Raw genomic sequence first — 22,772 nt, 5'->3', positions numbered from 1 at the left:
TGTGCTGCCGGTTTCGCGGCGTTGGTGGAACGGGGGCCCCTCGGATGACCAAGCTGTTTGAAGCCGCTGGTCACAGGAATGGGCTTGTTCGAGCACTGTGGCGTGTCAGGCCGGCTGGGTTCCGGCACCCGTGCACCATCCGTTTCCGCAACGGCCTGGGGAAGCAGCACGAGGAGGGCGGCTCCGACGCGCAGGACGATGCTCGAACGCCTCAGGCGGATCTGCGCGGAGAAGAAGCTCATGCTCTGCTGCGGGGGCGAGCGGGGACTGCAACGGAGCCGATGGAACGTCGGTGGGCGCGCAGCCGTACCGCACGCCCGTGCTGAAGAGTGCGCAGGCATAGGGCGGTTGGCTGGTGAAACGCCCCCGATCACCGGGCAGGCCATCGTCGCCTTCATCATCCTGCGCGACAGCGCCGGGGGACAGCACCGGACCGTGTGCGGAACTGCACGACATGTCGCGGGACCCTCGGCCCGATTGCCATGCTCAAGTGGGACCCTGACCGTTCCCGGGCCGCCCGAGTCCCGATCCGGCACGATCATGCGGCGGCCGCGACGTCGCGACGTCGCGGAGAACCACAGTGCCGCCGTCTCGTACGGCCGCACACCGATCGTGGATCGATCCGACGCGTCCCGCTCCGGGGTCCCGCACTTCATGAGCTGGGAGGCCAGCCGGGCGGGGCTGAGCGGCACACCGGACCGGCGGCTCAGCTCGGTCAGCGACAGCCGGCGATGAGTCCGTCAAAGCGGCTCAGAAGACAAACGCGCGCTCCACACCGGCTCACCGTCCGGCGGACGCTTTGCCGCGTGTGGCCATGGCGCCTCCGCCCTGTCGTCGTGTTGTGGCTCCGCTCGAACGGAGGTGGCTCGGCCGGTGGGCCTCAGGGCGGCTACTGATCGGCTGCCGGGTCGACTGTGCCTCGGTCCGTCTGTGGCGGAACCCAGTTGGGCAGTTCGTCGATGACCTGACCGAGCAGTTCGCGCAGTTGCCGGTAGCTCTTGTCGCCCAGGGAGTCGCGGATGTGCCGTTCGAGGTCGCTGACGATGTACTCGGCCTTCGCCAGTTCTTCGCGGCCGGCGTCGGTGAGATGCAGTTCCTGGACGCTGCGGTGCCGCGGATGGGTCCGGCGCTCGATCATGCCGCTTGCCGTCAGCTTCGCGACCAGCAGCGCCACCGCCTGGGGCGTAACGCCTATCACGCGGGCGAGTTCCGCCGCGGTCACCCCCGGGGTGACCTGCAGGCTGATCAGCACCGAGTAGTGGGAACCCGGTATGCCGATCTCTCGCAGAGGACGTTCCTTCGCCGTCTGCAGATTGAGATCCGCGCGGCGCAGTGCCCAGGCGACACGGGTGAAGATCTGCTCGCCGGTGATGGGCGCGTCGGGCGCCGGGCTGCTGCTCATGGCATCAACCTTACAGCACTTGGTCTTCATCAAGCACTTGATGTATCTCAATTACTTGCTACCGTGGAGATGTCGCCACGGTGCCGTCGGGCCTGTGGCCAGCGGCAGTAACCGCCCCTGCCCTGGCATGTACCTCGCTACCGCGGGGTGGGGCGGACGGCAATCGAGTGCGACCCGGTGGGGCTCGCGGTCGCATGAAACCTGCCGCGACAAAGAGGTCGAATGCATGACGTGTCACTCCTTGTATCTCGGCGGTGACGACACCCGGATCGGAAGGGAAATCGGTTATGGGCATGAAGTCTCTGTTGGCCACATACCGCAAGCAGTGGCCCCGCGTGGGTGGAGTGCTGGCCATGGCGGTGGGCGGCACGGCCGCGCTGGCCTCCGGGAAGCTCAGCAAGTCGCAGCTTCTCTCGCTGGTGAACTTCGGTGCCGTCCTGGTTCACCAGTACGAGGAGTACGAGGACCCGGGCTGGTTCCCCGGCCAGTTCAACAAGGGTGTCTTCAAGAGCGAGGACCCCGCCCACTACCCGCTGAACACCAACTCGGCGCTGTGCGTGAACACCGCCTTCGCGTACCCCTTCTACCTCGCCCCGGTGCTGTTCCCGAAGAACAAGTGGGTCGGCATCGCACCCGTGGTGTTCGGCATCAGCCAGGCGATCACCCACGGCATCGTCTTTCCGCTGCGGGCCGGCGACCGCTACAGCCCCGGCTTCCTGGCCTCGGCCCTGCTGCACACCCCCATCGGGGTGGCCTACTTCCGAGCCCTGCGCCAGGAAGGCGACCGCGCGACCGGCTCGGACTTCGCCAAGGGCCTCGCGTACATGGCCGCCTTCATCGGCATCGGCGTGGTCGCCCCCAACGTCCTCATGCACGACAAGAAGAGCCCCTACTCCTGGCCGGACCGCCAGCTCGGACACCACGCTCCGCACGGCAAGGGCGGGACCAGTGAGATGGCCGAGGAGAGCGCCTGAGAGCCCAGCTCTCGACGAGGCGGAGAACGCCCCCGGCCTCCCCGGCACCGGGCAGTGAGCGTCTGACGAGCCGGCCAGCCGCCATCTGCCCCTGCAGCGCAGCGGGCCGGGTTGTGCCCGCCCTCTTCGGCACCACCGGCACCACGCACAAGCCCTCGGCCCACCTTCTGGTCGGCGGGCCGGAAGGAAGTCCACCCATGTCCACGCAGACCATGCCCGGGCCCGCGCCCGGCACCGCACGCAGGCTCATGGTGATCATCGTCGGGCTCGCCGCCCTGGTGACCCTGATGCTCACCGCCTTCGCCCTGCCCAGCGTCAACAGCGGTCCCCACGCCGTTCCCGTCGGTGTCACCGGGTCGCAGGCCGCGACCCACAGTATCGACAAGGCACTTGACGACGACCAGTGGCACGTCACCGCCTATCCGGACACCACCGCCCTCACCGCCGCGATCCAGGACCGCGACGTCGTCGGAGGCCTGGTCGTCAGCGACGGCGGCATCGAGCTCTACACGGCCTCCGCGGGAGCCCCCTCGGCCACCGCCGCGCTGACCGCCGTCGCGGACGCCGTCGCCGAGCGGCAGCACGCCACGACGACCGTCCACGACCTCGTCCCCTTCACGCAGGACGACCCCCGCGGTGCCGGACTCTCCGCCGCGGCACTGCCGATGATCCTCGGCAGTCTGTTCCCTGCCATCGTCCTGACCCGTCTTTTCCCGGGACACCGTGGGCTGCGTACGCGTGTGGCCGGTGTCATCGCCTTCTCCCTCGTGGCCGGTACCGCGATCACCGCGTTCCTCCAGTTCGCCACCGGTACCGTGGACGGCAACTTCGCCCTCACCACACTCGGTCTCAGCCTGGGGATGGCGGCCCTCGCCACCACGTTCATCGGCCTGGAATCCCTGATGGGATTCGCCGGCATCGGCATCGGCAGCGCCGTCATGATGCTCATGGGCAACCCGCTGTCCGCCCTCAGCACCGGCCCGCACTGGCTGCCCACCGGCTGGTCCACCCTCGGCCAGATCCTGCCGCCGGGCGCGACCGGCAGCCTGCTGCGCGCCAACGCCTTCTTCGACGGCAACGGCGCCGCCACTCCGGCTCTGACCCTGGGTGCCTGGGTCCTGGGCGGTCTGGGCCTCCTCCTCATCGCCGACCGCAAGGGGAGCAGGGGTGCCCTGCGCGCGGCGAACACGGACAGGGAGAAGGAGTCGGAGGCGGAGAACAAGGCCCGCGCCGGGGTCTGACAACGGGCCGGCCGGCAGCGCGCGGGAGCCAGAGGTCGGGGCCCTCGGCACAGGTCTGCGGGCCCGTGAAGGACCGGGCGCCCGCCCGCGGACGCCAGCCCCAACACCGCTTGATCAGCACCAGGAAGGCAGGCTTGTCCATGATCGCGATCACCGCCGCCACCGGTACCACCGGTCGGCACGTCCTGCGCGCGCTGTCCGCCGCGGGTCACGACGTGCGCGCCCTGGTGCACTCCGGTGCCCGTCTCGAAGAAGCCCGTTCCTACGGCGCCCGCGAGGCCGTCGTCGCCGACCTGACCCGTCCCGACGAGCTGGCCGGCGCGTTGGAGGGCTGCAACGCCCTGGTCCACATCGGCCCCCCGATGCACCCTCGCGAGACCACCGTGGGCCAGAACGCCATCGACGCCGCAAAGCAGGCGGGCGTCGGGCACGTGCTCCTGATGTCGGTGACCCAACCGCAGATCGAGCCGCTGCTCAACCACCAGGCGAAGCTCGCCGTCGAACGCCATCTGCTGGCCTCGCGGCTGCCGTTCACGATCCTCCAGCCCATGCACTACATGCAGAACGTGGACGTGGCCGACTGCGTGAAGACCGGCGTCTTCCGGCAGCCCTACTCCCTGGACCGGCCGCTGTCCTTCGTCGACCTGGCCGACGTGGGCGAGGTCGCCGCGACTGTCCTCGCCGATCCCGCGAGGCATCTCTGGGCGACCTACGAACTGTGCGGCACGGACACCCTCACCGGCCACGGGATCGCCCGTGTCCTCACCGAGGCGAGCGGTACCGAGGTGCGCGCCGAACAGATCGACGTCCGCGACATGCTTCCGCAGGGAGCGCCCGACTACACCGTCGACGGCTTCATCCGGCTGACCACGCACTACGACCGCTACGGGCTGCTCGGCAACCCCAATGTCCTGCGCTGGCTCCTCGATCGCGAACCCACCACCCTCGCCCAGTACGCACACCGCGAACTCGGCTGAGCGGGGCGCTGCCGTCACACCTGGCACAGGCGCCCGCTGCGAACACCTCACCACGTCCGATAACGCAAGTCTCACCGGAGAAGGCTGACCATGACCGCCACCGAAACCCACCGCACGAGCCAGGACCGCGCCACCTTCGAGCGGATCGAGCCGCTCACCGGAAAGGTCGCCAGCACATCGCCCGCCATGACCGTCGACGAGGCGACCGCCGTCGTCGACCGGGCCGCCGCCGCTTTCCCCGCCTGGTCGCAGACCACGCCGGCCGAGCGCCGCCGGCTGCTCAACCGGGCCGCCGACCTGCTCGAGCAGCGCATCCCCGACGTGCAGCGGCTGATGACCGCCGAGGTCGGCGCGACCGAGGCATGGGTGCGCCACAACATCATCATGGGCGTCAACAACCTGCGCGAAGCCGCCTCGCTGACCACCCAGGTCGGCGGCGACATCATCCCGTCCAACCGGCCCGGCGTCTTCAACATGGCCATCCGCCGGCCCTTGGGCGTCACCCTCGGCATCGTACCGTGGAACGGCACCATCTCCCTCGCGTCACGCTCCGTCGCCGTGCCGCTGGCCTGTGGGAACACCGCCGTCATGCGCGGCTCGGAACTCAGCCCCGGCACCCACCTGCTGTTCGGCGAGATCCTCGCCGAGGCCGGCTTCCCCGAGGGCGTCGTCAACGTCGTCGTCAACGCCCCCGCCGACGGCGCCGACATCGTCACCGCCCTCGTCGAGCACCCCGCCGTGCGTCACGTCAACTTCACCGGTTCGACGAAGGTCGGCAGGATCGTCGCCGAACTCGCGGCCCGGCATCTCAAGCCGGTGCTGCTGGAGCTCGGGGGCAAGAACTCCATGATCGTGCTCCAGGACGCCGACCTCGACGCCGCGGTCGACGCCGCCGTGTTCAGCAGCTTCATGTACCAGGGCCAGGTCTGCATGACGGCGGGACGCATCGTCGCGCACGAGTCGATCGCCGACGAACTCGCCGGCCGCCTCGCCGAACGCGCCGCCGCCCTGCGGGTCGGCGACCCCCGCGAGGACGGCGGCACCGACGTGGCCTGCCTCATCGGCGAACCCCAGGCCGCCGCCGTCACCGCACTCATCGACGACGCCGTCGACAAGGGCGCCACCCTGCTCACCGGCGGCGAACGCACCGGTACGTTCCTGCGTCCCGCGGTCCTCGACCACGTCACACCCGAGATGCGCATCTACCGTGAGGAGACCTTCGGACCGGTCGCCTCCATCGTGCGCGCCCGCGACGCCGAACACGCTCTCGCCATCGCCAACGACACCGAGTACGGTCTCTCCGGCTCGATCTTCACCAGCGACGTCACCGGTGCACTCGCACTCACCTCCCGCTGGGCCACCGGTAATGTCCACATCAATGGCCCCACCATCGCCGTCGAATCGCAGACTCCCTACGGCGGCGTCAAGGACAGCGGCTACGGACGCTTCGGTGGCACCGACTCCATCAAGGAGTTCACCGCCGTCCAGATGGTCACCCTCAACCGCGACCAGAAGTACCCGCTGTAGAACGCGGCACCGTCAACCGGCACAGCGCGGCGCAGCCAACCATACGGCTGCGCCGTGCCACGCGTCCGGTGGTGTATGTCGTGCTCGTGCTGGCGTCTCCCCGCCTCCGTGCCTCGACTTCGATGCGGCACCTGGTGGAGGGTCTGCGAGGTCAGGGTCTGCTGGGTGGTTGGTGCTGACGGGTGAAGTCCTCGCCAACTACCGCTGGCAGCCCGACGTCGTCTCACCCTGACCGGGGCCTGCCGCCGGGGTCTGGTACTGCCCTGATGTGAGCCCGAGAGCCTGAAGCACGACCGTCCCATCCCGGCGGCGGCCGTACCCGCCAGCGCGTGCCGAGCGCGTTGAGAACAGGTGTCCGTCGACGACTTCGACCTGCTTGCGGGGCATGGTCGGTGCGGGCACTACCGGTCGAAGACGCCCGGGGTGCAGCGGACGCGCTTGATGCCCGGGGCGGGACGGATCAGCTCGGTGCGTAGATCGGGGGTGAAGGCTTCCCGTACGACGCGGCGGAAGTGCTGGCGCTGGGCGCGGGTGAGGTGCTGGAGGCCGGTGGCGAAGCGGGGGAGTGTCACGTACGTGGGCACGGTTTCCTCCGGGCAGCACGACGAAGCCCCCGGTGGTTGCCGCAGGTCTGCCGTGGTGCGCTGACCATCGCCGATGGCGGCTACCAGGGCACCGGCCTGTTCATCCCGCACCGCAAGCGACGGGGCCAGACGTACCTCAGCCAGCGACAAGAGGCGAAGAATGCCGTCCATCGCCGGGCGCGAGCACGCGTGGAACACGCCCTGTCACGGCTGAAGAACTGGAAGAACCTGAAGCTGCCCGGACATGCGACTCGTTGTAGGGTGTCGAAACAGCCCTTGACCTGCAAAAACGCAGGCAGGGAGCCTACTTGTGGGAGTGCCCCGATGTTGCGAACAATGTTCAAGTCCAAGATCCACCGCGCCACGGTCACCCAGGCCGACCTGCACTACGTCGGGTCCGTCACCATCGACGCGGACCTGATGGACGCGGCCGACCTGCTGCCCGGGGAGCTGGTGCACATCGTCGACATCACCAATGGTGCCCGGCTGGAGACGTACGTCATCGAGGGCGAGCGCGGGTCGGGGGTCATCGGCATCAACGGGGCCGCCGCCCACCTCGCGCACCCTGGTGACCTGGTCATCATCATCAGCTACGCCCAGGTGACCGACGCCGAGGCGCGGGCGCTGAAGCCGCGGGTCGTGCATGTCGACGCCGCCAACCGGATCGTCGCCCTGGGGGACGATGCGTCCGCACCGGTGCCGGGCAGTGGCCAGGAGCGCAGCCCGCAGGCCGTCTCGGCCTGACCCGTCTGCGTTGGTCACAGCCGACCAGAGCTGATCAAAGCCGACTGAAGCCGGACGGTGCCGACCGAGCCGGCCGATGCCAGACCAGCCGGCCGATGCCAGACGAGCCGGACGGTGCCGGCCGATGCCGGCCGGCACCGTCCGGCTCGGCGCGGCATCTGCGTCGCCGTCCCCTCGGGCCGACGTGTCCCCTCCGGTGTCAGGGAAGAGCGGGCGCGGACGCCGTGCGCAGGGCCCTCAGCCGAGTGGAGTCCTGGCTGGGGGCCACGCCGAACATGCGGCGGTACTCACGGCTGAACTGCGAAGCGCTGTGGTACCCCACCGCGTGGCCGACGCCCGTGATGTCGGAGGGGCGGCCGGCGAGCAGCAGCCGTGCCTCCTGCAGGCGCACCTGTTTCTGGAACTGAATGGGGCTCATCCCGGTCACGGTCGCGAAGTTGCGGTGGAAGGTGGAGGCGCTCATGCCGGCTTGCCGGGCGAGGTCCTCCACGCGGAAGCTGTCCGCATAGTGCTCCCGGATCCACCGGGCGGCGCGGCTGATGTGGGCGAGCGTGCTGTCGGCGAGGCCGAGCTGCCGGATCATGGCTCCTTGTTCGCCGCGCAGCAGCAGCCACAGGATCTCCTTCTTGATCAGCGGGGCGAGGATTGTGCGGTCGGCGGGGCGGTCCAGCAGACGCAGCAGGCGGACGATGGCGTCGAGCAGCTCTGCCGGGGCGGCGGTGACCGCGATGCCGGGCGGCACCGACCGCGCCGGTGCCGGAAGATCCCGCGGGTCCGCCTCCAGCAGCAGTCCGGCGATGTCCGAGGGGCTGAGGACCATGCCGAACGCCAGTGTGGGCGTGCCCGTGTCGATCGGCCGTCCGGTGACGGGGAGGTCGACCGAGGTCACGAGGTACTGTCCCGGCCCGTAGTCGTACAGACGATCATGCAAGGCCAGCCGCTTGCCGCCCTGGGCGATCACCGCGAGGACCGTGCCCGACATGCCGGCCACCGGGGGCGCGGTGCGCTCGAACCGGCACGCGTGCACGCCCTCGATGGCTGTCTTCAGGTCGGGGCGCGCATGGCGGCTCAGCAGCTCGCTCATCTGATCGAGAAGCATGGCGCCAGTCTCGCACCCGGGCCGGGGCTGCTGCGGTTCCGGCGAAGTCTCCCGGAGTCCGAGCACGCGCGCACCCATGCCGAACCCGCCCCGGTCAGAGGTTCTGGCCGCCGGAGACCTCGATGTCCTGTCCGGTGATCCACCGTCCCTCGTCGGAGACGAGCACGGCGATGACGGCGCCGACATCGTCCGGCTCGCCGACCCGCCCGAGCGCAAACGTCTTCGCCAGCTCCGGAATGATCTCCGGATACTTGTCGAAGGCATCGTCGGCGAACCGGGTGCGGGTGGCGCCGGGTGCGACGGAGTTGACGCGGATGCCGCGCGAGCTGAACTCCTTGGCCATGTACCGGGTCATGACGGCCATGGCCCCTTTGCATGCGGCGTAGACGGAGTAGCCGGGGGCGGTGACGTGCCGCAGGGCGGAGTTGCTGGTCAGGTTGACGATGGCGCCGCCGTCGGCCAGCAGGGGCAGCAGCGTCCGCGTGAGGAAGAAGGGCCCCTTGAACAGGCCGTCGGCAAGCCGGTCGAACTGCTGCTCCGTGGTGTCCGCGATCAGCGCTTCGCCGGCGAAGCCCGCGTTGTTGACCAGGTGATCGAAGCTGTCCCGCTGGAACGTCTCGCGCAGTGCGCCGGCCACGGCGTCGCGGAAGGCGGGGAAGGCCGTCGTGTCGCCGATGTCGAGCGGAAGCGCCACGGCGGTGCCGCCCAGCTGCTCGATCCGGCTGACGGTGTCCTCGGCGCCCCGCGCGTTGGAACTGTAGGTGAGGATGACGCCGGTCCCGCGCCGGGCGAGCTGCAGGGCCGCGCTCTGGCCGATGCCCGAGCTGCCACCGGTGACGACGGCTACCTTCATCAGTCGTGCCTCCTGCACATGCGGAGCCAGGCTCCGTACGGAATGTGACACGTTCAGCCAACCGCGCCGATGAACAGGGACAAAGAACGATCCTCCTGTGCTCTTGCCCGATCCTGCGGCGGGCCGTGGCATCCGGCAGCCGCAGGGGACCGGAGGAGGGGTCCGCGGAGACGGAGGACCGCGAGGCCGGGCAGGCCTCGGGGTCGACGGGCTTCCGGGCCGACGGGCTTCCTCCGTGCGTCGTGACGCTCGCGTCCGCACCTTCGTGCATCGTGACGCTCGCGTCCGCAGGCGATGAAGCCCTAACGCCGCGCCCCCTCCGGCACCTCCTGACCCGCCTCTCGCCCCGCCTCCTGCCCTTGGGGCACGCGCTGGAGAGCCGGGTCGTGGCGCAGCCGGAGGAACGTGATGAGCAGGGCCAGTGCCTGCAGCACGGCGCAGCCCCGCAGGGCGTCGGTGAGGTGGGCGGCCGGGGTGACGGCGAGGACGATGCCGGCCAGGGGGTAGGGCAGCAGGAGCAGCAGGATGGTCAGGGACAGGGTCGTGCCGAAGGCCGCGGGCGGGATGACCTGGGAGCGCACGGTGCGCAGGACGATGGTCAGGCCTCCGTCCGCGGCCACGAACAGAGACACCAGGGCCGTGTAGCCGGAGTAGGACGGGGCCTCGGACACGGCGAGGCAGGCCGCTGCCGCGACGGTGGAGCTGATGATGCCGACCCCCCACAGGCCGAGCCGGTCGAGGGCGGCCCGGCAGCAGGCGACCGCGATGAGGGTGGCGGCCGCGGTCACCGACCACAGGGCGCCGGCGGCGGCCGGGGACCGCCCGAAACGGTGCTCGACGAGGACGGGGCTGGCCGACTGCAGCAGCCCCAGCATGAGGTTGGAGCAGGCGAGACCGGCCACCAGCCGCCGCAGGGGCGGCAGGGACCGCAGGGTCTGCCAGCCCTCCCGCAGGCCGCCGCCCGGACGTGCGGCCCCGGGGCGCGTGCCGCGCAGGGGAGTCGACGGGGTCTGCAGGGCCAGTCCGGCGGACAGGAAGGACAGCAGGCTCAGGCACGCCAGCATCCATGTCGGACCGGTGAGCAGCAGGACACCGCCCAGGGCCGGTCCGATGAGGGTGGCCGTCTGATCGATGCCGATCAGCACCGACTGCACCTTGTGGGTGGGCCCGTCGCTGTGGCGGCTGACGATGGCGCCGACGGCTTCGTTGGCGATGAAGCTGAACTGTGTCAGAGCCCCGGTCACGGCCGCGAGCACCATGACGAGAACGGTCGCGAGGGTGCCCGGCGGAACCAGGACGAGCGCCACCGCCGCGCCGGCCACCAGCACGGCCCGGGCCAGCGAGGCGAGGAAGCACACGATGGCCGCGCCGCTGCGGTCGACCAGGGCGCCGGCGACGCCGAAAGCGGCCACCCGGGGTATCCACTCCAAGGCGAAGGCCAGCCCCGTCAGGGACGCCGAGCCGGTGGAGGCCAGCACGACGAGCGGCATGGCGTAGGTCGCCATGGAGTAGGCGAGCGCGTCGCAGGCGCGGGGTGCGTAGACCCGCCGCAGCAGCCCGCCCTCCGGGGCGGCCGCGTGCCGCCCGGCCGGCTGGGCCTCGTACAAGGAAACGGTCATGACACGAGGGCTTTCACGGGGCGGGGCAGGGACGGTCGGCGAAGGCGTCGCCCGCCGCTCACACGGAGGAGACCGCCGTCCGCACTGCAGTTGCGGGCATGACAGACCTGCACAGGGACTCCGGTTCGAACTGCGTGGTGCACAGGTCGCGGGCTCACCGTGGGCGTGCACGGACCCGCCCCCTGTCTTCAGGGCGCCGCCCGCGATCCCCTTCGGCGCACGAAGGCACGCCTCCCCCGCCCAGGGACGCTGTGTCCAGCGCCTTCCAGGCCCAGCCTCATCGCGGGTGGCGGCTCATCCTACAAGATCATAAAGCGGGCCGGTCGGGCGCTCGAGGGTGCCGGTGTTCAGCGGAAGGCGTGTCAGAAACCGTTGAAAGACGCCGTGTTCGTCGTGGTGTCGGCCGTGGCCACTGTGATGGTCGGTGATCGGCAAACGTGAAGTATGTGCATGATCAATGAGCTTGATTGACCGGGGCACGTCATTCTCAGTCGTCCGGAGGCCGCCGGACGAACCGTCGAAACGATCGTCATCGCCGTGGTGAGCCGCTCGGAACCCGCACCGCGTCCGAGGGAGCGGCCGGATGCGGCGATCATGACGGACGGGCAGCCTGTCCGCCCGGCGCTCACGCGGCACTCGCGGGGCGGTGCGGCGCACGCGCGGTGACCGGCGTGCCCGTACGGCGGCGGCCGCGGTGCCCCGGGCACGCCCGTGCGGCAGCGTGCCGCGGTGACCGGCATCCCGCGCGGCGGCCGGCGCCGCGGCGACCCGGCGTTGCCGCACGTGGCAGGCGGTGACCCGCACGGGCCTACCAGGATCCGCAAGGGCTGCCGCCCGCCCGGTGCCACCGCTGCGGCACTCCGGGCCGAACGGCGCAGACGGTTATAGTCCGCCCGTGACACGGCACTCTTCCCTCCACCTGGCGAATCTGGACCTGAACCTGCTGGTGGCCCTGCGGGAGCTGCTGCGGGAGCGGAACGTGACGCGGGCGGCGGCACGGATCGGGGTGACGCAGCCTGCGGCCAGCGCCGCGCTCGCACGGCTGCGACGGCACTTCGGGGACGATCTGCTCATCCGCGGCAAGAACGGGTACGTCCTGTCGCCACTGGCGATGCAGCTGGCCGATCAGGTGGAGACGGTGTGCGCGGCGGCGGAGCGCCTGTTCGCCACCGACAGCCGGTTCGATCCCGCGACGTCACGGCGACAGTTCACGCTGCTGATGGCGGACTACACCGTCTCCGTGCTCGGGGCGCCCCTGTCGAAGGCGCTGGCGCGGCAGGCGCCGCGGGTGGAGACACACATACGCCTCGTGCGGGAGGCCTTCACCACGGAGGCCGCGGAGACCGTGCGGTTCATCGACGGGGTGATCGCGCCGCCCGTGAGCCGGTTCGAGGTACCGGGGCTGAGGTCGGTGGATCTGTTCACCGACCGCTGGGTGTGCGTGCTGGACGCGGCCCACCCGTACGCGATCCGGGGCTCCCTGAGCCTGTCCGACATGGCACACATGGACTGGGTGGCACCTTTCCACCCCGATCCGGGGTCCATGACGGCGGCTCCGACGACGCGGCAACTCGCCCTGTTCGGAATAGAGCCGGACATAAGAGTGCGGGTGGAAAGTTATCAGGCGGTGCCGCATTTCGTGGCCGGCACCGACCGTGTCGCACTGCTGCAAGAGCGCCTCGCCCGGCGTGTTGCGGGGCCGATGGGACTTGCCGTACTGCCCTGCCCCGGCAATCCGGAACCCATCACCGAAAAGCTGTGGTGGCATGCGGACCGCGACCGGGATCCGGCCCACCAATGGCTGCGCGAGACTCTGGTGGAAGCGGCGGCCACGCTGTGAACCCTTCCTGTGAGCCCGCCGTGACCTGCGGGCATCAATCGCATTGATGCCCGGCCAGCTGAATTGTCTATCCGCCGACGCCTTCCGGGAGACAACCGCCCTCTTTACATTGACCCGCATGCCCCATGCACTGACAGACCTCAAAGTCCGAACCGTCACCAAGCCCGCGTCCTCGGCCGCCCATGAACTCGAAGCAGATGTCTGCGTGGTCGGCGCGGGAATAGCCGGACTTTCCGCGGCCATCGAATCGGCGCGGCTCGGCAGAAGCGTTGTTCTCGTCGATGCGCTTCCGGTGCTGGGCGGTCAGATGGTGAATTCGCTGATCGGTCTTTTCTGCGGCGTGTTCGGCAACGCCCCGGAGCACCGGCAGCTCACCCACGGCATCTTCGACGACATCTTCCGCGACCTCGACGCCACCGGGGACCTGTTCTACAACCGCACCCACACCACCACCGTCGGGTACGACGAGGTGGCCCTCGGACGCTGGGTGGAGAACGCGGTCCGCGCGCACCACATCCAGGCGGTCACCGGCGCGGTGATCACCGAGGTGACACGCGAGGACGGACGGCTGCACACGATCCGGTTCGCCACCCGGTTCGGCACCCTCGCGGTGCGGGCGGCCGGCTTCGTCGACGCCAGCGGTGACGCCTCGCTCGCCTGGGAGGCCGGGCTGCCGTGCCGGCTGCCGGAACGGGAGATCTACGGCTCGCAGCAGCTGGTCGTCGAGCACCTGGACGAGGAACAGCGGCCCCGGCCCGACGAGCTGGCCGCACGGGTCAAGGCCAAGGCCGACCAGTACGGTCTGCTGCGCCACGACGGGCTGGCGTTCTTCTTCCCCGGCCGCGGCACCGCCGTGCTCAACATGACCCACATCGAGGCCCCGCTGGAGCCGGTCGCCGCCGCCCGCGCGCAGATCGAGGGCAAGGTGCAGGCCGACCGGGTCGTGGAGTTCCTGCGGGCCGAGTTCCCCGAGACGTTCGCCAAGGCGCGGGTGCGCAGCTACGGGTTCCCCGGGCGGCGGCAGACCCGCTGGGTGCGGGCGGTGCACCAGCTCACCGTCGACGAGGTGCGCGCCGGCACACGTTTCCCCGACGCGGTGGCCCGCACCGCCTGGCCGATCGAGCTGCACGACAGCCCGCACGGCTACGTCTGGGAGACCTTCGGCCCCGACCACCTGCACTATGTGCCGCTGCGCTCGATGACCCCGCCGGACGTGCACAACCTGCTGGTCGCGGGCCGCTGCGTGGACGGCGACGCGGCGGCACTGTCCAGCATCCGGGTGATGGGGCCGTGCGGGGCGACGGGAACCGCCGCCGCACACGTACTGCAGATGATCGACGCGCCCTCCGGTTCCGGCAGCGTGCACGACGTCGACCTCACCGAACTGGCGGGACGTCTCGCCGCGAACCTCGACGACTGAGCGACGGCCACCGGGCCCGGCACCCACCGCACACCTGAACACACCCGTCCGGCCCGGGACGCGCCCGCTTCCGTACCACCGCACACCGTCGCACTCCGCCGGAAGACACCCACACCCTCACCGCGGCAGAAGTCCACAGGAGGACGCATGCTCCGCAGCAACTACCAGCCCGGCACGGTGCGCTGGGCCACGCGCCGCGCCCAGTGGCGGGCCCTGGGCCTGTCCGACGAGGACATGCTCAAACCCAAGATCGCGGTCGTGAACTCCTCGTCCGACCTGGCGATCTGCTTCAGCCACCTGGACCGCGTGGCGGCCCGGGTCAAGGAACGCATACGGGCCGCCGGCGGCCTGCCGTTCGAGGTGCGCACCACCGCGCCCAGCGACTTCATCCACTCGGCGGGACACGGCGGCGGCTACGTCCTCTCCGCCCGCGACCTGATCGTGAACGACATCGAGGTGGGCGTGGAGGGCGCCCAGCTCGACGGCATGATCTGCCTCGCCAGCTGCGACAAGACCGCCCCGGCCCAGCTGATGGCGGCGGGCCGGCTGAACATCCCCACGCTGCTGCTGGCCTGCGGCTACCAGCCCAGCGGACAGTTCCGCGGGGAGCACTGCGACATCGAGGACGTGTTTCTGCACGCCTGCGGCACACCCAGCGACACCCTCACCGGTGAGCTGACCGAGATGAGCGAGGACGCGGTCCGCGGCCCCGGTGTCTGCGCCGGCATGGGCACCGCCAACTCGATGCACATCGTCGCCGAGGCCCTGGGCATGGCCCTGCCGGGATCCACCCCGGTCGCGGCCGACTCCCCGGCGATGTGGCGGGAGGCGGACCGGGCGGCGGAGCGGATCGTGGCCATGGTCCGCGAGGATCTGCGCCCCCGCACGATCATGACCGAGGCGGCCTTCCGCAACGCGGCCCGGGTCGCGCTGTCCGTCGGCGCCTCGATCAACACCGTCAAACACCTGCAGGCGGTGGCCGCGGAGACCGAGGTCGACATCGACATCACCGCGCTGTACGCACAGCTGGGCGTCGGCACACCCCTGCTGTCCGCGGTGCGGCCCAACGGCCCGCACACCATCGAGCAGTTCGACGCGGCAGGCGGGGCCCGCGCGGTGATGGCGCAGCTGAGGGATCTGCTGGACCTCGACGCGCTCACCGCGACCGGCACGTCCGTCGGCGACAACCTCGCCGGGGTCGCACCCGCCGACGCGGACGTCATCCGCTCCGGCGACCGGCCCTTTACCCGGGACCCGCTGATCCTCATCCTCCGTGGCTCGCTCACCCCGCTCGGCGGCATCGTGAAACTCTCCGTGGACGGTGCGGGAGGGGAGCGGCCCGAGACGTTCACCGGTCCCGCACGCTGCTACGACGGTCAGGAGGACGCGCTCGACGCGCTCGCTGCGGGTGCGATCGCGGCGGGCGACGTGGTGGTGGTCCGCGGCCTGGGGCCGCGCGGCCGCCCGGGCATGGGGATGGCGTCCCGGATCGTCTTCGCCCTGGACCGCGCCGGACTCACCGGCAAGGTCGCGGTGATCACCGACGGGCAGCTCTCCGGCCTGGTCAACCGCGGCATCGTGGTCGGCGAAGTACGCCCGGAGGCCGCGGACGCGGGCCCGGTCGCCCTGGTGCGCGACGGCGACGTCGTCCACATCGATCTGCCGCGGCGCATCTGCGATCTGCGGGTTCCGGACGACGAACTCGAGCGCCGGCGCGCCGGGCTGCCGCCGGCGGGGGAGCACGGCGAGACGGGATGGCTGTCCGTGTACCGGCGGACGGTGCGCTCGCTCGACGAGGGAGCCGTACTGCGCCCCAGGTGACCGAGCAGCCGTACGGCCCCCAGGTGACGCGGGGCCGTGGTGTTTTCTCCCGCGTCCGCGCCTCCCGCCCGCAGGGGTCCCCGCCCCGCGGACCCGCCTCTCCGTCAGCCTCACCCCGCACTGACCCCACCCCCCTACGCACGCATCACGCACCACCCCACCCCCCGTCCCCACCCATCCCCACTCCGGCCTTCTGGAGCCTGCAATGACGCTGTCCGAAGCCCGTTCCGCGGTCGAGGTCACCGAAGCCGACGCACGGCGTTCCGCCCGTGCGGGCGCCTTCTCGATGTTCGTCGACAGCTTCGACGTGTATCTGCCCGCCCTGGTCCTGCCCGCCGCCATGGGCTATTTCATGCCGGACGACATGCCCGCCGCGACCCGGGCCACCATGACCACGCTGATGTTCACCGTGGGCCTGCTCGGCCGGCCCATCGGAAGTGTCGTCTTCGGCAATGTCTCCGACCGCATCGGCCGCAAGCGGACCACACTGATCAGCGGCTGGGGCTTCACCGTCAGCACCCTGCTGATGGGGCTGCTGCCCGGGTACGCCGCCTGGGGCTTCGGCGCCGTGGCCGTCTTCGCCGCGCTGCGGCTGATCAGCGGCGTCTTCCTCGCCGGGGGCTACGCCGCGCCGATGCCGCTCGCACTGGAGCAGGCGGGACCGGTAAGGCGCGGCTGGGTCGGCGGGCTGATCGGCGCCGGAGCACCCGGCTCGTTCCTGGTCATCAACTCACTGCTGCTGGTGATGCTCAACGTCGTGCCGGAGCACAGCTTCCTCTCCTGGGGCTGGCGCCTGCCGTTCCTGCTCGGCTTCCTGCTCGGCCTGGTCTACCTGTGGTCGTACCGCTCGGTGCACGAGGACTCCGAGGTGTTCGAGCGGCGGCGTGCGCAGGATGGGCGGCAGCCCGTCGTGGAGCTGTTCACCACGCACCGCGCACTGATCCTCGGTGTGTTCCTGTTCACCTGCGGCTACTGGTTCGCCGCGCAGATGTCGGTGTCGTTCCTGCCGACGCTGCTGGTGGAGGTGCAGGGGCACAGCGCGAACGTGAGCACCGTGGCCGAGCTGATCGCCGCGGTCCTGACCATCGCCGTCATCCTGGTGCTGGCCCGGATCGGGCAGCGCATCGGGCGCCGGAAACTGCTGATGATCTGGTCGCTGGTCATGGCGACCGTGGTACCCGCCGCCTTCGCGGCCCTCGCCCTGGCCCGCGGCGGCCACCAGCCGGCCTGGGTGACCGTGCTGATCTACCTGGTCGCCAAGGTGACCCCGTCCGCTCCGCTCGGCGTGATCCTCGCCTACCTCAACGAGCGCTTCCCGGCCTCCGTCCGCGCCAGCGGCTACAGCATCGGCTACATGTTCGGCCTGATCCTGCCGGGCCTGTACTCCTTCGAACTGCTCTGGCTCGGCAAGATCATGCCGTACGAGTACACCCCGATCGTGCTGATCGTCTTCGGTGGTCTGCTGATGCACGTGGCAGTGCGGCGCGGCCCCGAGACCAATCCGGTGACGGCCCCGGCCGGCGGCGGCACCGCCGCGGGCACGGCCGCCCCGCTGACCGTCGAGGGCGCACGGTGAGCCGCACCGGCGACGACACCCGGGCCGCGGCGCGCCCGCTGCCCGCGGCCGGCCGCCCGGCCCACGGGGACGCGGCTGCCCGCGACGCGAAAGGCACAGGCCCCGGCCGGCCGGTGCGCCCCGGCACCGCACACATCCCGGACCCGTCCCGGGGCGGACACGCCCACTGGGCCGTCCGGACGGCGGCCCGCACGCGGCCGCGAGAACGCCGAGAACCATGGAGGAGCCGATGGTCGCTCTGACCGATGAGGAGAAGGCCATGCGCGACGGCCGTGACGGCGACGCCGTCGCGGCGGCGATGGACCTGCTCGTCCGCTACGCCGACGCACTGGGCGCGGAGCACCTGTGCGAGACCCGCAACGTGGCCGGGACCAACACCCAGCCCTCGCCCGCCAAGACGAAACTCTTCGAGGAGGGCGGCTGGTCGAAGGCGTTCGCGGTGATCAGCCTCGACTGCGACGACGACATCGAGGTGCCGCCGATGAAGGTGCCGACCTGCCAGCTCCAGCACGGCTTCGGCGAGGACGCCCGGGGCATCATGCCGTACTCCGAGCGCGCCATCGAACTGCAGGCCGACGCCGAGTCGTTCTACAGCTCCAAGGGCGTCAACATCCTGGCCACCTGCACCCCCTACCAGGTCGGCAACCTGCCCACCTACGGCGAGCACATCGCCTGGATGGAATCCTCGGCGGTGGTGTACGCCAACTCGGTGCTCGGCGCCCGCACCAACTGCGAAGGAGGTGCCTCGACCGGCGCGGCGAGCCTCACCGGCCGTATCCCCTGCTGGGGCAACCACCTGGTGGAGAACCGCTACGGCACCCATCTGATCGAGTCCGGGGTGCGCATCGACGGCTTCCAGGACTGGGGCATGTTCGGCTACTTCGTCGGTGACGTGGTCCAGGAGGCGCGGCCCGTCGTGACCGGCGAGCTGGGGCAGCCCGACCTGGCGGATCTGAAGCACTTCGGGGCGGCCGCCGCCTCCTCCGGCGGCGTCGAGATGTACCACATCCCGGGACGCACCCCCGACGCGCCCACCCTGGAGGCCGCCTTCGGCGGCGCCGCCCTCCCCGAACCGGTCCGCTACGGCGCGGCGGAGCGCCGCGCGGTCTACGAGTCGCTGAACTCCATCGGCGACAGCGAGGACGTCGACTTCGTGCTGATCGGCTGCCCGCACGCCACGCTGGAGCAGATCGGGCGTGTCGCCCGGGCGCTCGACGGACGGACCCTGTCGCCCGGCTCCGAACTGTGGGTCATGACACCGCGCGCGCTGCGTGCCGTGGCGGACCGCAACGGCTGGACGGCCACCATCGAACGTGCTGGAGGCCGGGTGCTGACCGACTCCTGCCCGGCCATGTCGCGCGTCGCACCGGCGGGCACCGAGGTGTTCGCCACGGACTCGGCCAAGCAGGCGCACTATCTGCCGGCGATCCTCGGCATCGAGGCCTGGTTCGGCACCACCGAGGAGTGCGTCGACGCCGCCGTGACGGGCCGCTGGCGCGGCTCGCTGGCCCCCGCGGAGGTGGTCCGGTGAGCGGTCCGACGAGCGACGTCGCACAGTCTGGTCGGCTGGTGTTCCGTGGCCGCGGCATCGTGCCGGGGCGCGCCGAGGGCGAGGCCCTGGTCTCCCACGAGACCATCTCCGGCTGGGGCGGCATCGACCCGGCCACCGGCACCATCATCGAGCGCAGGCACGAACTCTGCGGTGTCTGTTTCACCGGCAAGGTGCTGGTCTTCCCGGGGGCGAAGGGGTCCTCCGGCTGGTCCGGCTTCTTCCAGGCGACCCGTCTGCTGGGCACCGCGCCGCTGGCGATGGTCTTCACCCACCTGACCACCAAGGCGGCCCTCGGCGCGATCGTCACCCGCGTCCCCACGGTGACCGACTTCGCCGACGACGACCCGGTCGCCGGCATCCAGACCGGTGACCGGGTGGAGGTCGACGGCGACACCGGGCTGGTGATCGTGCACGGACGGCTGCCGCGGGCCTGACCGCCGCAGGCCTGCGGCAGCCGTGGTGAGGAGTCCGGTCGGCCGGGCTCCTCACCACGGGCGAACGCTGCCCTCCGCGGCCGAGGCAGTCCGTGTGCCCGCCCCGCACGCCGGTGCACCGTGCCCCCGCGAGGTGCTCAGGTGCCCGCGCTGCCCTCGACGGGCTCTCCACCGAGGCATGGGGCACCGGGACGCGGCACGCTTCCCGCACGGCTGCCCGCACCTGCCGCACCTCGGCCGTTCAGCTCCTCCAGGCGGCGCGCCAGGCAGCGGTCAGACCGGGGTCCGCCGCCGCCAGGGCGGTGACCGCTTCGGCCAGCGGGAGGTCGGCCGTGTAGACAGGGGTTCCGGGCTGCTGGCGCCAGGAGGTGGCCAGTGGGCCGGCCGTCAAGGGGTCGAACCCCGCATCGTCCACCAAGGTCGAGACGACGCGCAGGTCCGGCTCGGAGTCCCCGGCGACGGGCGCGGCCACACGTCCGGGCGCACCCGCGGGAAGCGCCTTGTCGCGCAGGCTCGCTGCACCGATCGTGTTGAAGGCCTTGACCACGGGCCGGCCGAGCCGCTCGGCGACCCACATGCTCTCCACCTGACCTGCCTCGATCGCGTCGATCACGGCGTCGCGCCGATGGGGTACGTAGTTCCCGGTGTCGACCACGACCGCGTCCGCCGGGCACGACGCGACAACGGTACGGGGCAGGGCGGCCACTGCGCCGAACGGAATGCTGAGCACGACTGCCTCCGCTCCTGCCGCCACTTCCCCGAGTGGCGCGGCGACCACGGGGGTGCCCGCGACCAGCGCGCTGAGCGTTCGCGGCCCGCGGGAGTTCGCGAGCCGCACTTCGTGGCCGAGCCGTGCCCAGCGCAGCGCCAGCGTCCCGCCGATGTCGCCTGCTCCGATGACGGCGATCCTCATGCCGGAACACCGCCTTCCGCATCGGCGTCGTACGCGGGAAGCACGGGCTCACCGTGGAACGGCGACCTGGGTGGGTAGAGGTCTCGCAGGTAGGGCTGGTCACGTGTGAGGTCGCAGGGTTCCAGGCCGAGGCCGCCGGGCCCGCGGTTCACCGTCAGACCCTCCGCGCCGCGCAGGAGCGGCGGGTAGCCGAGCCGTTCCAGCCGGGCTCGCTCGGCGGCGTGGTCGTCGACCCAGTAGCCCACGTGGTGCAGCCAGCCGGTCTCGGGGATGGCCAGGGGCGTGCCCGGTATTCCTTGCCAGACCTCGACGGCGAAGGGGCCGCCGAGGGAGAACGTCACGCGGACGTCCACCTTCTGTACGGCGCCGTCGGGTCCGGAAAGGGTGAGGGAGCGGGTGACGGTCGGCCGCCAGTTCAGTTCGAAGAGCTCGCCGAGCCGGTGCTTCGCCTCGTCGAGGTCGGGGACGGCGAGGCCCATGTGCCAAAGGCGCTGCATGCCGGGTTCCTTGCTTTCTCGACGTGCGCGTCGGGGGACGCACCACGCCTGTGCCTAAGTGGACGTTGTGTCCGGTTCTCGCCGGGCAGGCTAACTGGACGGCGCGTCCGTTTCAACCTAGGCTTTCGGATCGTGAAGAGGACGACAGGGCGACGGACGGGTGCCGACAGGGCGAGTGCGCCTTCTGCGGACGGTGCCGGGACGCATGAGGGGAGCGAGACCGGCGCGGGCACCACGCGGAGACGCCGGGCGGACGCCCGGCGCAACTACGCCGCTCTTCTGGAGGCGGGGCGGGAGGTCTTCCGCGCAGGAGGGATCGACGCGCCCTTCGACGAGGTGGCGCGCCGTGCCGGTGTCGGCCGTGCCACCCTGTACCGCAACTTCCCCACCCGCGAGCATCTTTTCGCCGCCCTGATCGACGACCAGCTCGCCGTGCTGGAGGCGCGCGCCCGTGCCTGCACCGACCGGCTGGCCGCGGGGACGCGCCGGGGGCCGGAGGAAGCCGCCGCCGTCCTTGCGGACTGGCTGCGCCTGTACTACCGCACCGGGCGCCGCTACGGAGGCATGAGCGCCCAGATCAGCAGATCGCTGGGCGACCCGGACTCGCCGGTCGCCTCCGCTTGCGCGCCGATGCGCGCGGCCTTCGCCGCTCTCCTTGCCGCCGCCCAACGCAGCGGTGCCGTCCGGTCGGACGTCGCCCCCGAGGAAGTTCTCGCCCTCGTCGGTGCCCTGCCCGGCACCCTCGTCCGCGACCCCGCGACCGGCGCCCCCTACCTGGACATCGTCCTCGCCGGCTTGCGGACTCCCTGAGCCGGACCGCCTCGCGCGTACATCGCCCCTCCGGGTGGGAGACGCGTACGCGCTCCTGGCCGTCGACCGAGTGCGGATTCCGGCGGAGGGCATACGGAGCCTGGTGGCGGCAAGGCCGGCCGCCGCAGTCCCGTCATGCGATGCCGCGTCCGCCGCGGCACACCTCCTGCGGCGCCTCGCCGCTCACGACGCCCGGAGCAGGGCGTCCTCCATGCGGCGTGCCACGAGCCGGGCCGGAGCGATCCGGCTGCCTTCCTCCGTGACGAAGGCGAGTTCTGCCACGGTGCCGTCGTCGGTGCTGATGAACCTGGGGGAGGTGCCGTCGGTCTGCGGCCGGTACTGCCGGCTCCAGTCCGCCAGCGCCGCGATCACCACGTTCAGCCCGCGGCCCGCGTCACTGAGCACGTATTCGTACCGGCTCCGCTCACCCGGTTCGCGATACGCACGACGTTCGAAGATGCCCTGCTCCACCAGGGTCTCCAGGCGCCGGGACAGGATGTTCGGAGCGATACCGAGGGCGTCGCGGAACTCCTGGAAGCGCGTCGAACCGGCGATCAACGCCTCACGAATGATCAACACGGTCCAGGTGTCGCCGAGCACTTCGAGGGCTCGGGCGATGGAGCAGGTCGCATCCTTGCCCAGCGTCTTGGCCATGGGGCCGAGTCTAGCGGGATGGGTTGCGTGATGAAACCCAGCCGTCTAGATTGCAAATAAGTACTCAGGCGGGCTGGTGCGGGCTGCCGAGATGTGCCGGTTTCCCGGTGATCACGGGTCCTGGGCCGGGAACCCGTCCATCCGCAGGGGCGACGTGCCGGCGCACCGTTCCCGTCGCCGTCCCTGCCCCCGCGTCCCCGTCCCACCGGGCCGACACGATCAAGGAATGTGACCC

The 22,772-nt window shown here is 71.0% G+C and carries 20 protein-coding genes and 1 pseudogene; 13 read left to right on the top strand and 8 right to left on the bottom strand.

All coding sequences use genetic code 11. The features are described from left to right. Nucleotides 1–889: 889 nt before the first annotated feature. The gene (locus IE286_RS12370) at nt 890–1,402 is read right to left on the bottom strand and encodes a MarR family winged helix-turn-helix transcriptional regulator (protein WP_189796720.1); all 513 of its coding nucleotides are present in this window, start codon (nt 1,400–1,402) and stop codon (nt 890–892) included. A gap of 293 nt (nt 1,403–1,695) precedes the next feature. Between IE286_RS12370 and IE286_RS12365 the strand changes: the two genes are divergently transcribed. The 4 genes from IE286_RS12365 to IE286_RS12350 all read left to right on the top strand — a co-directional run bounded on the left by IE286_RS12365 (nt 1,696) and on the right by IE286_RS12350 (nt 6,121). Continuing rightward, complete coding sequence (locus tag IE286_RS12365) at nt 1,696–2,376, top strand: HXXEE domain-containing protein (protein ID WP_189796719.1); 681 nt, start codon at nt 1,696–1,698, stop codon at nt 2,374–2,376. A gap of 197 nt (nt 2,377–2,573) precedes the next feature. Beyond that, complete coding sequence (locus IE286_RS12360; protein ID WP_189796718.1) at nt 2,574–3,617, top strand: hypothetical protein; 1,044 nt, start codon at nt 2,574–2,576, stop codon at nt 3,615–3,617. Between the two features lie 140 nt (nt 3,618–3,757). Next, nucleotides 3,758–4,594, top strand: a complete 837-nt coding sequence (locus IE286_RS12355) for an SDR family oxidoreductase (RefSeq protein ID WP_189796717.1) — start codon at nt 3,758–3,760, stop codon at nt 4,592–4,594. A gap of 90 nt (nt 4,595–4,684) precedes the next feature. Further along, nucleotides 4,685–6,121, top strand: a complete 1,437-nt coding sequence (locus IE286_RS12350) for an aldehyde dehydrogenase family protein (RefSeq protein ID WP_189796716.1) — start codon at nt 4,685–4,687, stop codon at nt 6,119–6,121. Between the two features lie 401 nt (nt 6,122–6,522). Here IE286_RS12350 and IE286_RS12345 read toward each other — a convergent pair whose 3' ends face one another. Continuing rightward, nucleotides 6,523–6,693: a hypothetical protein gene (locus IE286_RS12345; protein ID WP_189796715.1), complete on the bottom strand. Its 171-nt coding sequence runs from the start codon at nt 6,691–6,693 to the stop codon at nt 6,523–6,525. Between the two features lie 48 nt (nt 6,694–6,741). On the opposite strand from IE286_RS12345, the pseudogene IE286_RS12340 reads away from it, so the two are divergent. Beyond that, nucleotides 6,742–6,939, top strand: a pseudogene (locus IE286_RS12340) (transposase family protein); the annotation flags it as partial. A gap of 90 nt (nt 6,940–7,029) precedes the next feature. Continuing rightward, nucleotides 7,030–7,449: an aspartate 1-decarboxylase gene (gene panD, locus IE286_RS12335; RefSeq protein WP_189796774.1), complete on the top strand. Its 420-nt coding sequence runs from the start codon at nt 7,030–7,032 to the stop codon at nt 7,447–7,449. 199 nt (nt 7,450–7,648) lie between these two features. On the opposite strand, the gene IE286_RS12330 is transcribed toward panD, so the two are convergent. From IE286_RS12330 to IE286_RS12320, 3 genes are all read right to left on the bottom strand, one after another. After that, complete coding sequence (locus tag IE286_RS12330; protein ID WP_189796714.1) at nt 7,649–8,548, bottom strand: AraC family transcriptional regulator; 900 nt, start codon at nt 8,546–8,548, stop codon at nt 7,649–7,651. Nucleotides 8,549–8,642: 94 nt separating this feature from the next. Then, entirely contained in the window at nt 8,643–9,401 is a 759-nt protein-coding gene (locus tag IE286_RS12325; protein WP_189796713.1) for an SDR family NAD(P)-dependent oxidoreductase, read from the bottom strand. Between the two features lie 302 nt (nt 9,402–9,703). After that, complete coding sequence (locus IE286_RS12320) at nt 9,704–11,020, bottom strand: MFS transporter (RefSeq protein ID WP_189796712.1); 1,317 nt, start codon at nt 11,018–11,020, stop codon at nt 9,704–9,706. A gap of 895 nt (nt 11,021–11,915) precedes the next feature. Here IE286_RS12320 and IE286_RS12315 point away from each other — a divergent pair. The 6 genes from IE286_RS12315 (at nt 11,916) to IE286_RS12290 (ending at nt 19,663) form a co-directional block, all read left to right on the top strand. Continuing rightward, the gene (locus IE286_RS12315) at nt 11,916–12,860 is read left to right on the top strand and encodes a LysR family transcriptional regulator (protein ID WP_189796711.1); all 945 of its coding nucleotides are present in this window, start codon (nt 11,916–11,918) and stop codon (nt 12,858–12,860) included. Between the two features lie 118 nt (nt 12,861–12,978). Further along, the gene (locus IE286_RS12310; protein WP_189796710.1) at nt 12,979–14,280 is read left to right on the top strand and encodes an FAD-dependent oxidoreductase; all 1,302 of its coding nucleotides are present in this window, start codon (nt 12,979–12,981) and stop codon (nt 14,278–14,280) included. Between the two features lie 147 nt (nt 14,281–14,427). Continuing rightward, entirely contained in the window at nt 14,428–16,101 is a 1,674-nt protein-coding gene (locus IE286_RS12305) for a dihydroxy-acid dehydratase domain-containing protein (RefSeq protein ID WP_189796709.1), read from the top strand. 205 nt (nt 16,102–16,306) lie between these two features. Then, nucleotides 16,307–17,677 (top strand): MFS transporter, encoded by a 1,371-nt coding sequence (locus IE286_RS12300; protein ID WP_189796708.1) that lies wholly within the window; start codon nt 16,307–16,309, stop codon nt 17,675–17,677. 229 nt (nt 17,678–17,906) lie between these two features. Then, on the top strand, nt 17,907–19,208 hold the full coding sequence (locus IE286_RS12295) for an aconitase X (RefSeq protein WP_189796707.1): 1,302 nt from the start codon (nt 17,907–17,909) through the stop codon (nt 19,206–19,208). Further along, nucleotides 19,205–19,663, top strand: a complete 459-nt coding sequence (locus IE286_RS12290; RefSeq protein WP_229862438.1) for an aconitase X swivel domain-containing protein — start codon at nt 19,205–19,207, stop codon at nt 19,661–19,663. Before IE286_RS12295 ends, IE286_RS12290 begins: the two co-directional genes overlap by 4 nt. Nucleotides 19,664–19,904: 241 nt before the next feature. Here IE286_RS12290 and IE286_RS12285 read toward each other — a convergent pair whose 3' ends face one another. Together IE286_RS12285 and IE286_RS12280 are read right to left on the bottom strand one after the other, a co-directional pair. Continuing rightward, nucleotides 19,905–20,576 carry an NADPH-dependent F420 reductase gene (locus tag IE286_RS12285; protein WP_189796706.1) on the bottom strand — a complete coding sequence of 224 codons (672 nt, stop codon included), beginning with the start codon at nt 20,574–20,576 and terminating at the stop codon, nt 19,905–19,907. Beyond that, complete coding sequence (locus IE286_RS12280) at nt 20,573–21,073, bottom strand: VOC family protein (RefSeq protein ID WP_189796705.1); 501 nt, start codon at nt 21,071–21,073, stop codon at nt 20,573–20,575. The genes IE286_RS12285 and IE286_RS12280 overlap by 4 nt, the downstream gene beginning before the upstream one ends. Nucleotides 21,074–21,205: 132 nt before the next feature. Between IE286_RS12280 and IE286_RS12275 the strand changes: the two genes are divergently transcribed. Further along, nucleotides 21,206–21,883 (top strand): TetR/AcrR family transcriptional regulator, encoded by a 678-nt coding sequence (locus tag IE286_RS12275; RefSeq protein ID WP_189796704.1) that lies wholly within the window; start codon nt 21,206–21,208, stop codon nt 21,881–21,883. A 183-nt stretch (nt 21,884–22,066) separates the two neighbouring features. Here IE286_RS12275 and IE286_RS12270 read toward each other — a convergent pair whose 3' ends face one another. Further along, nucleotides 22,067–22,537, bottom strand: a complete 471-nt coding sequence (locus IE286_RS12270) for a winged helix-turn-helix transcriptional regulator (protein ID WP_189796703.1) — start codon at nt 22,535–22,537, stop codon at nt 22,067–22,069. Between the last annotated feature and the right edge of the window lie 235 nt (nt 22,538–22,772).

Source organism: Streptomyces thermodiastaticus, assembly GCF_014656135.1.
Lineage (GTDB): Bacteria > Actinomycetota > Actinomycetes > Streptomycetales > Streptomycetaceae > Streptomyces > Streptomyces thermodiastaticus.
Note: the sequence above shows the minus strand (reverse complement) of the source record. Positions and strands in the feature narration are given on the sequence as shown.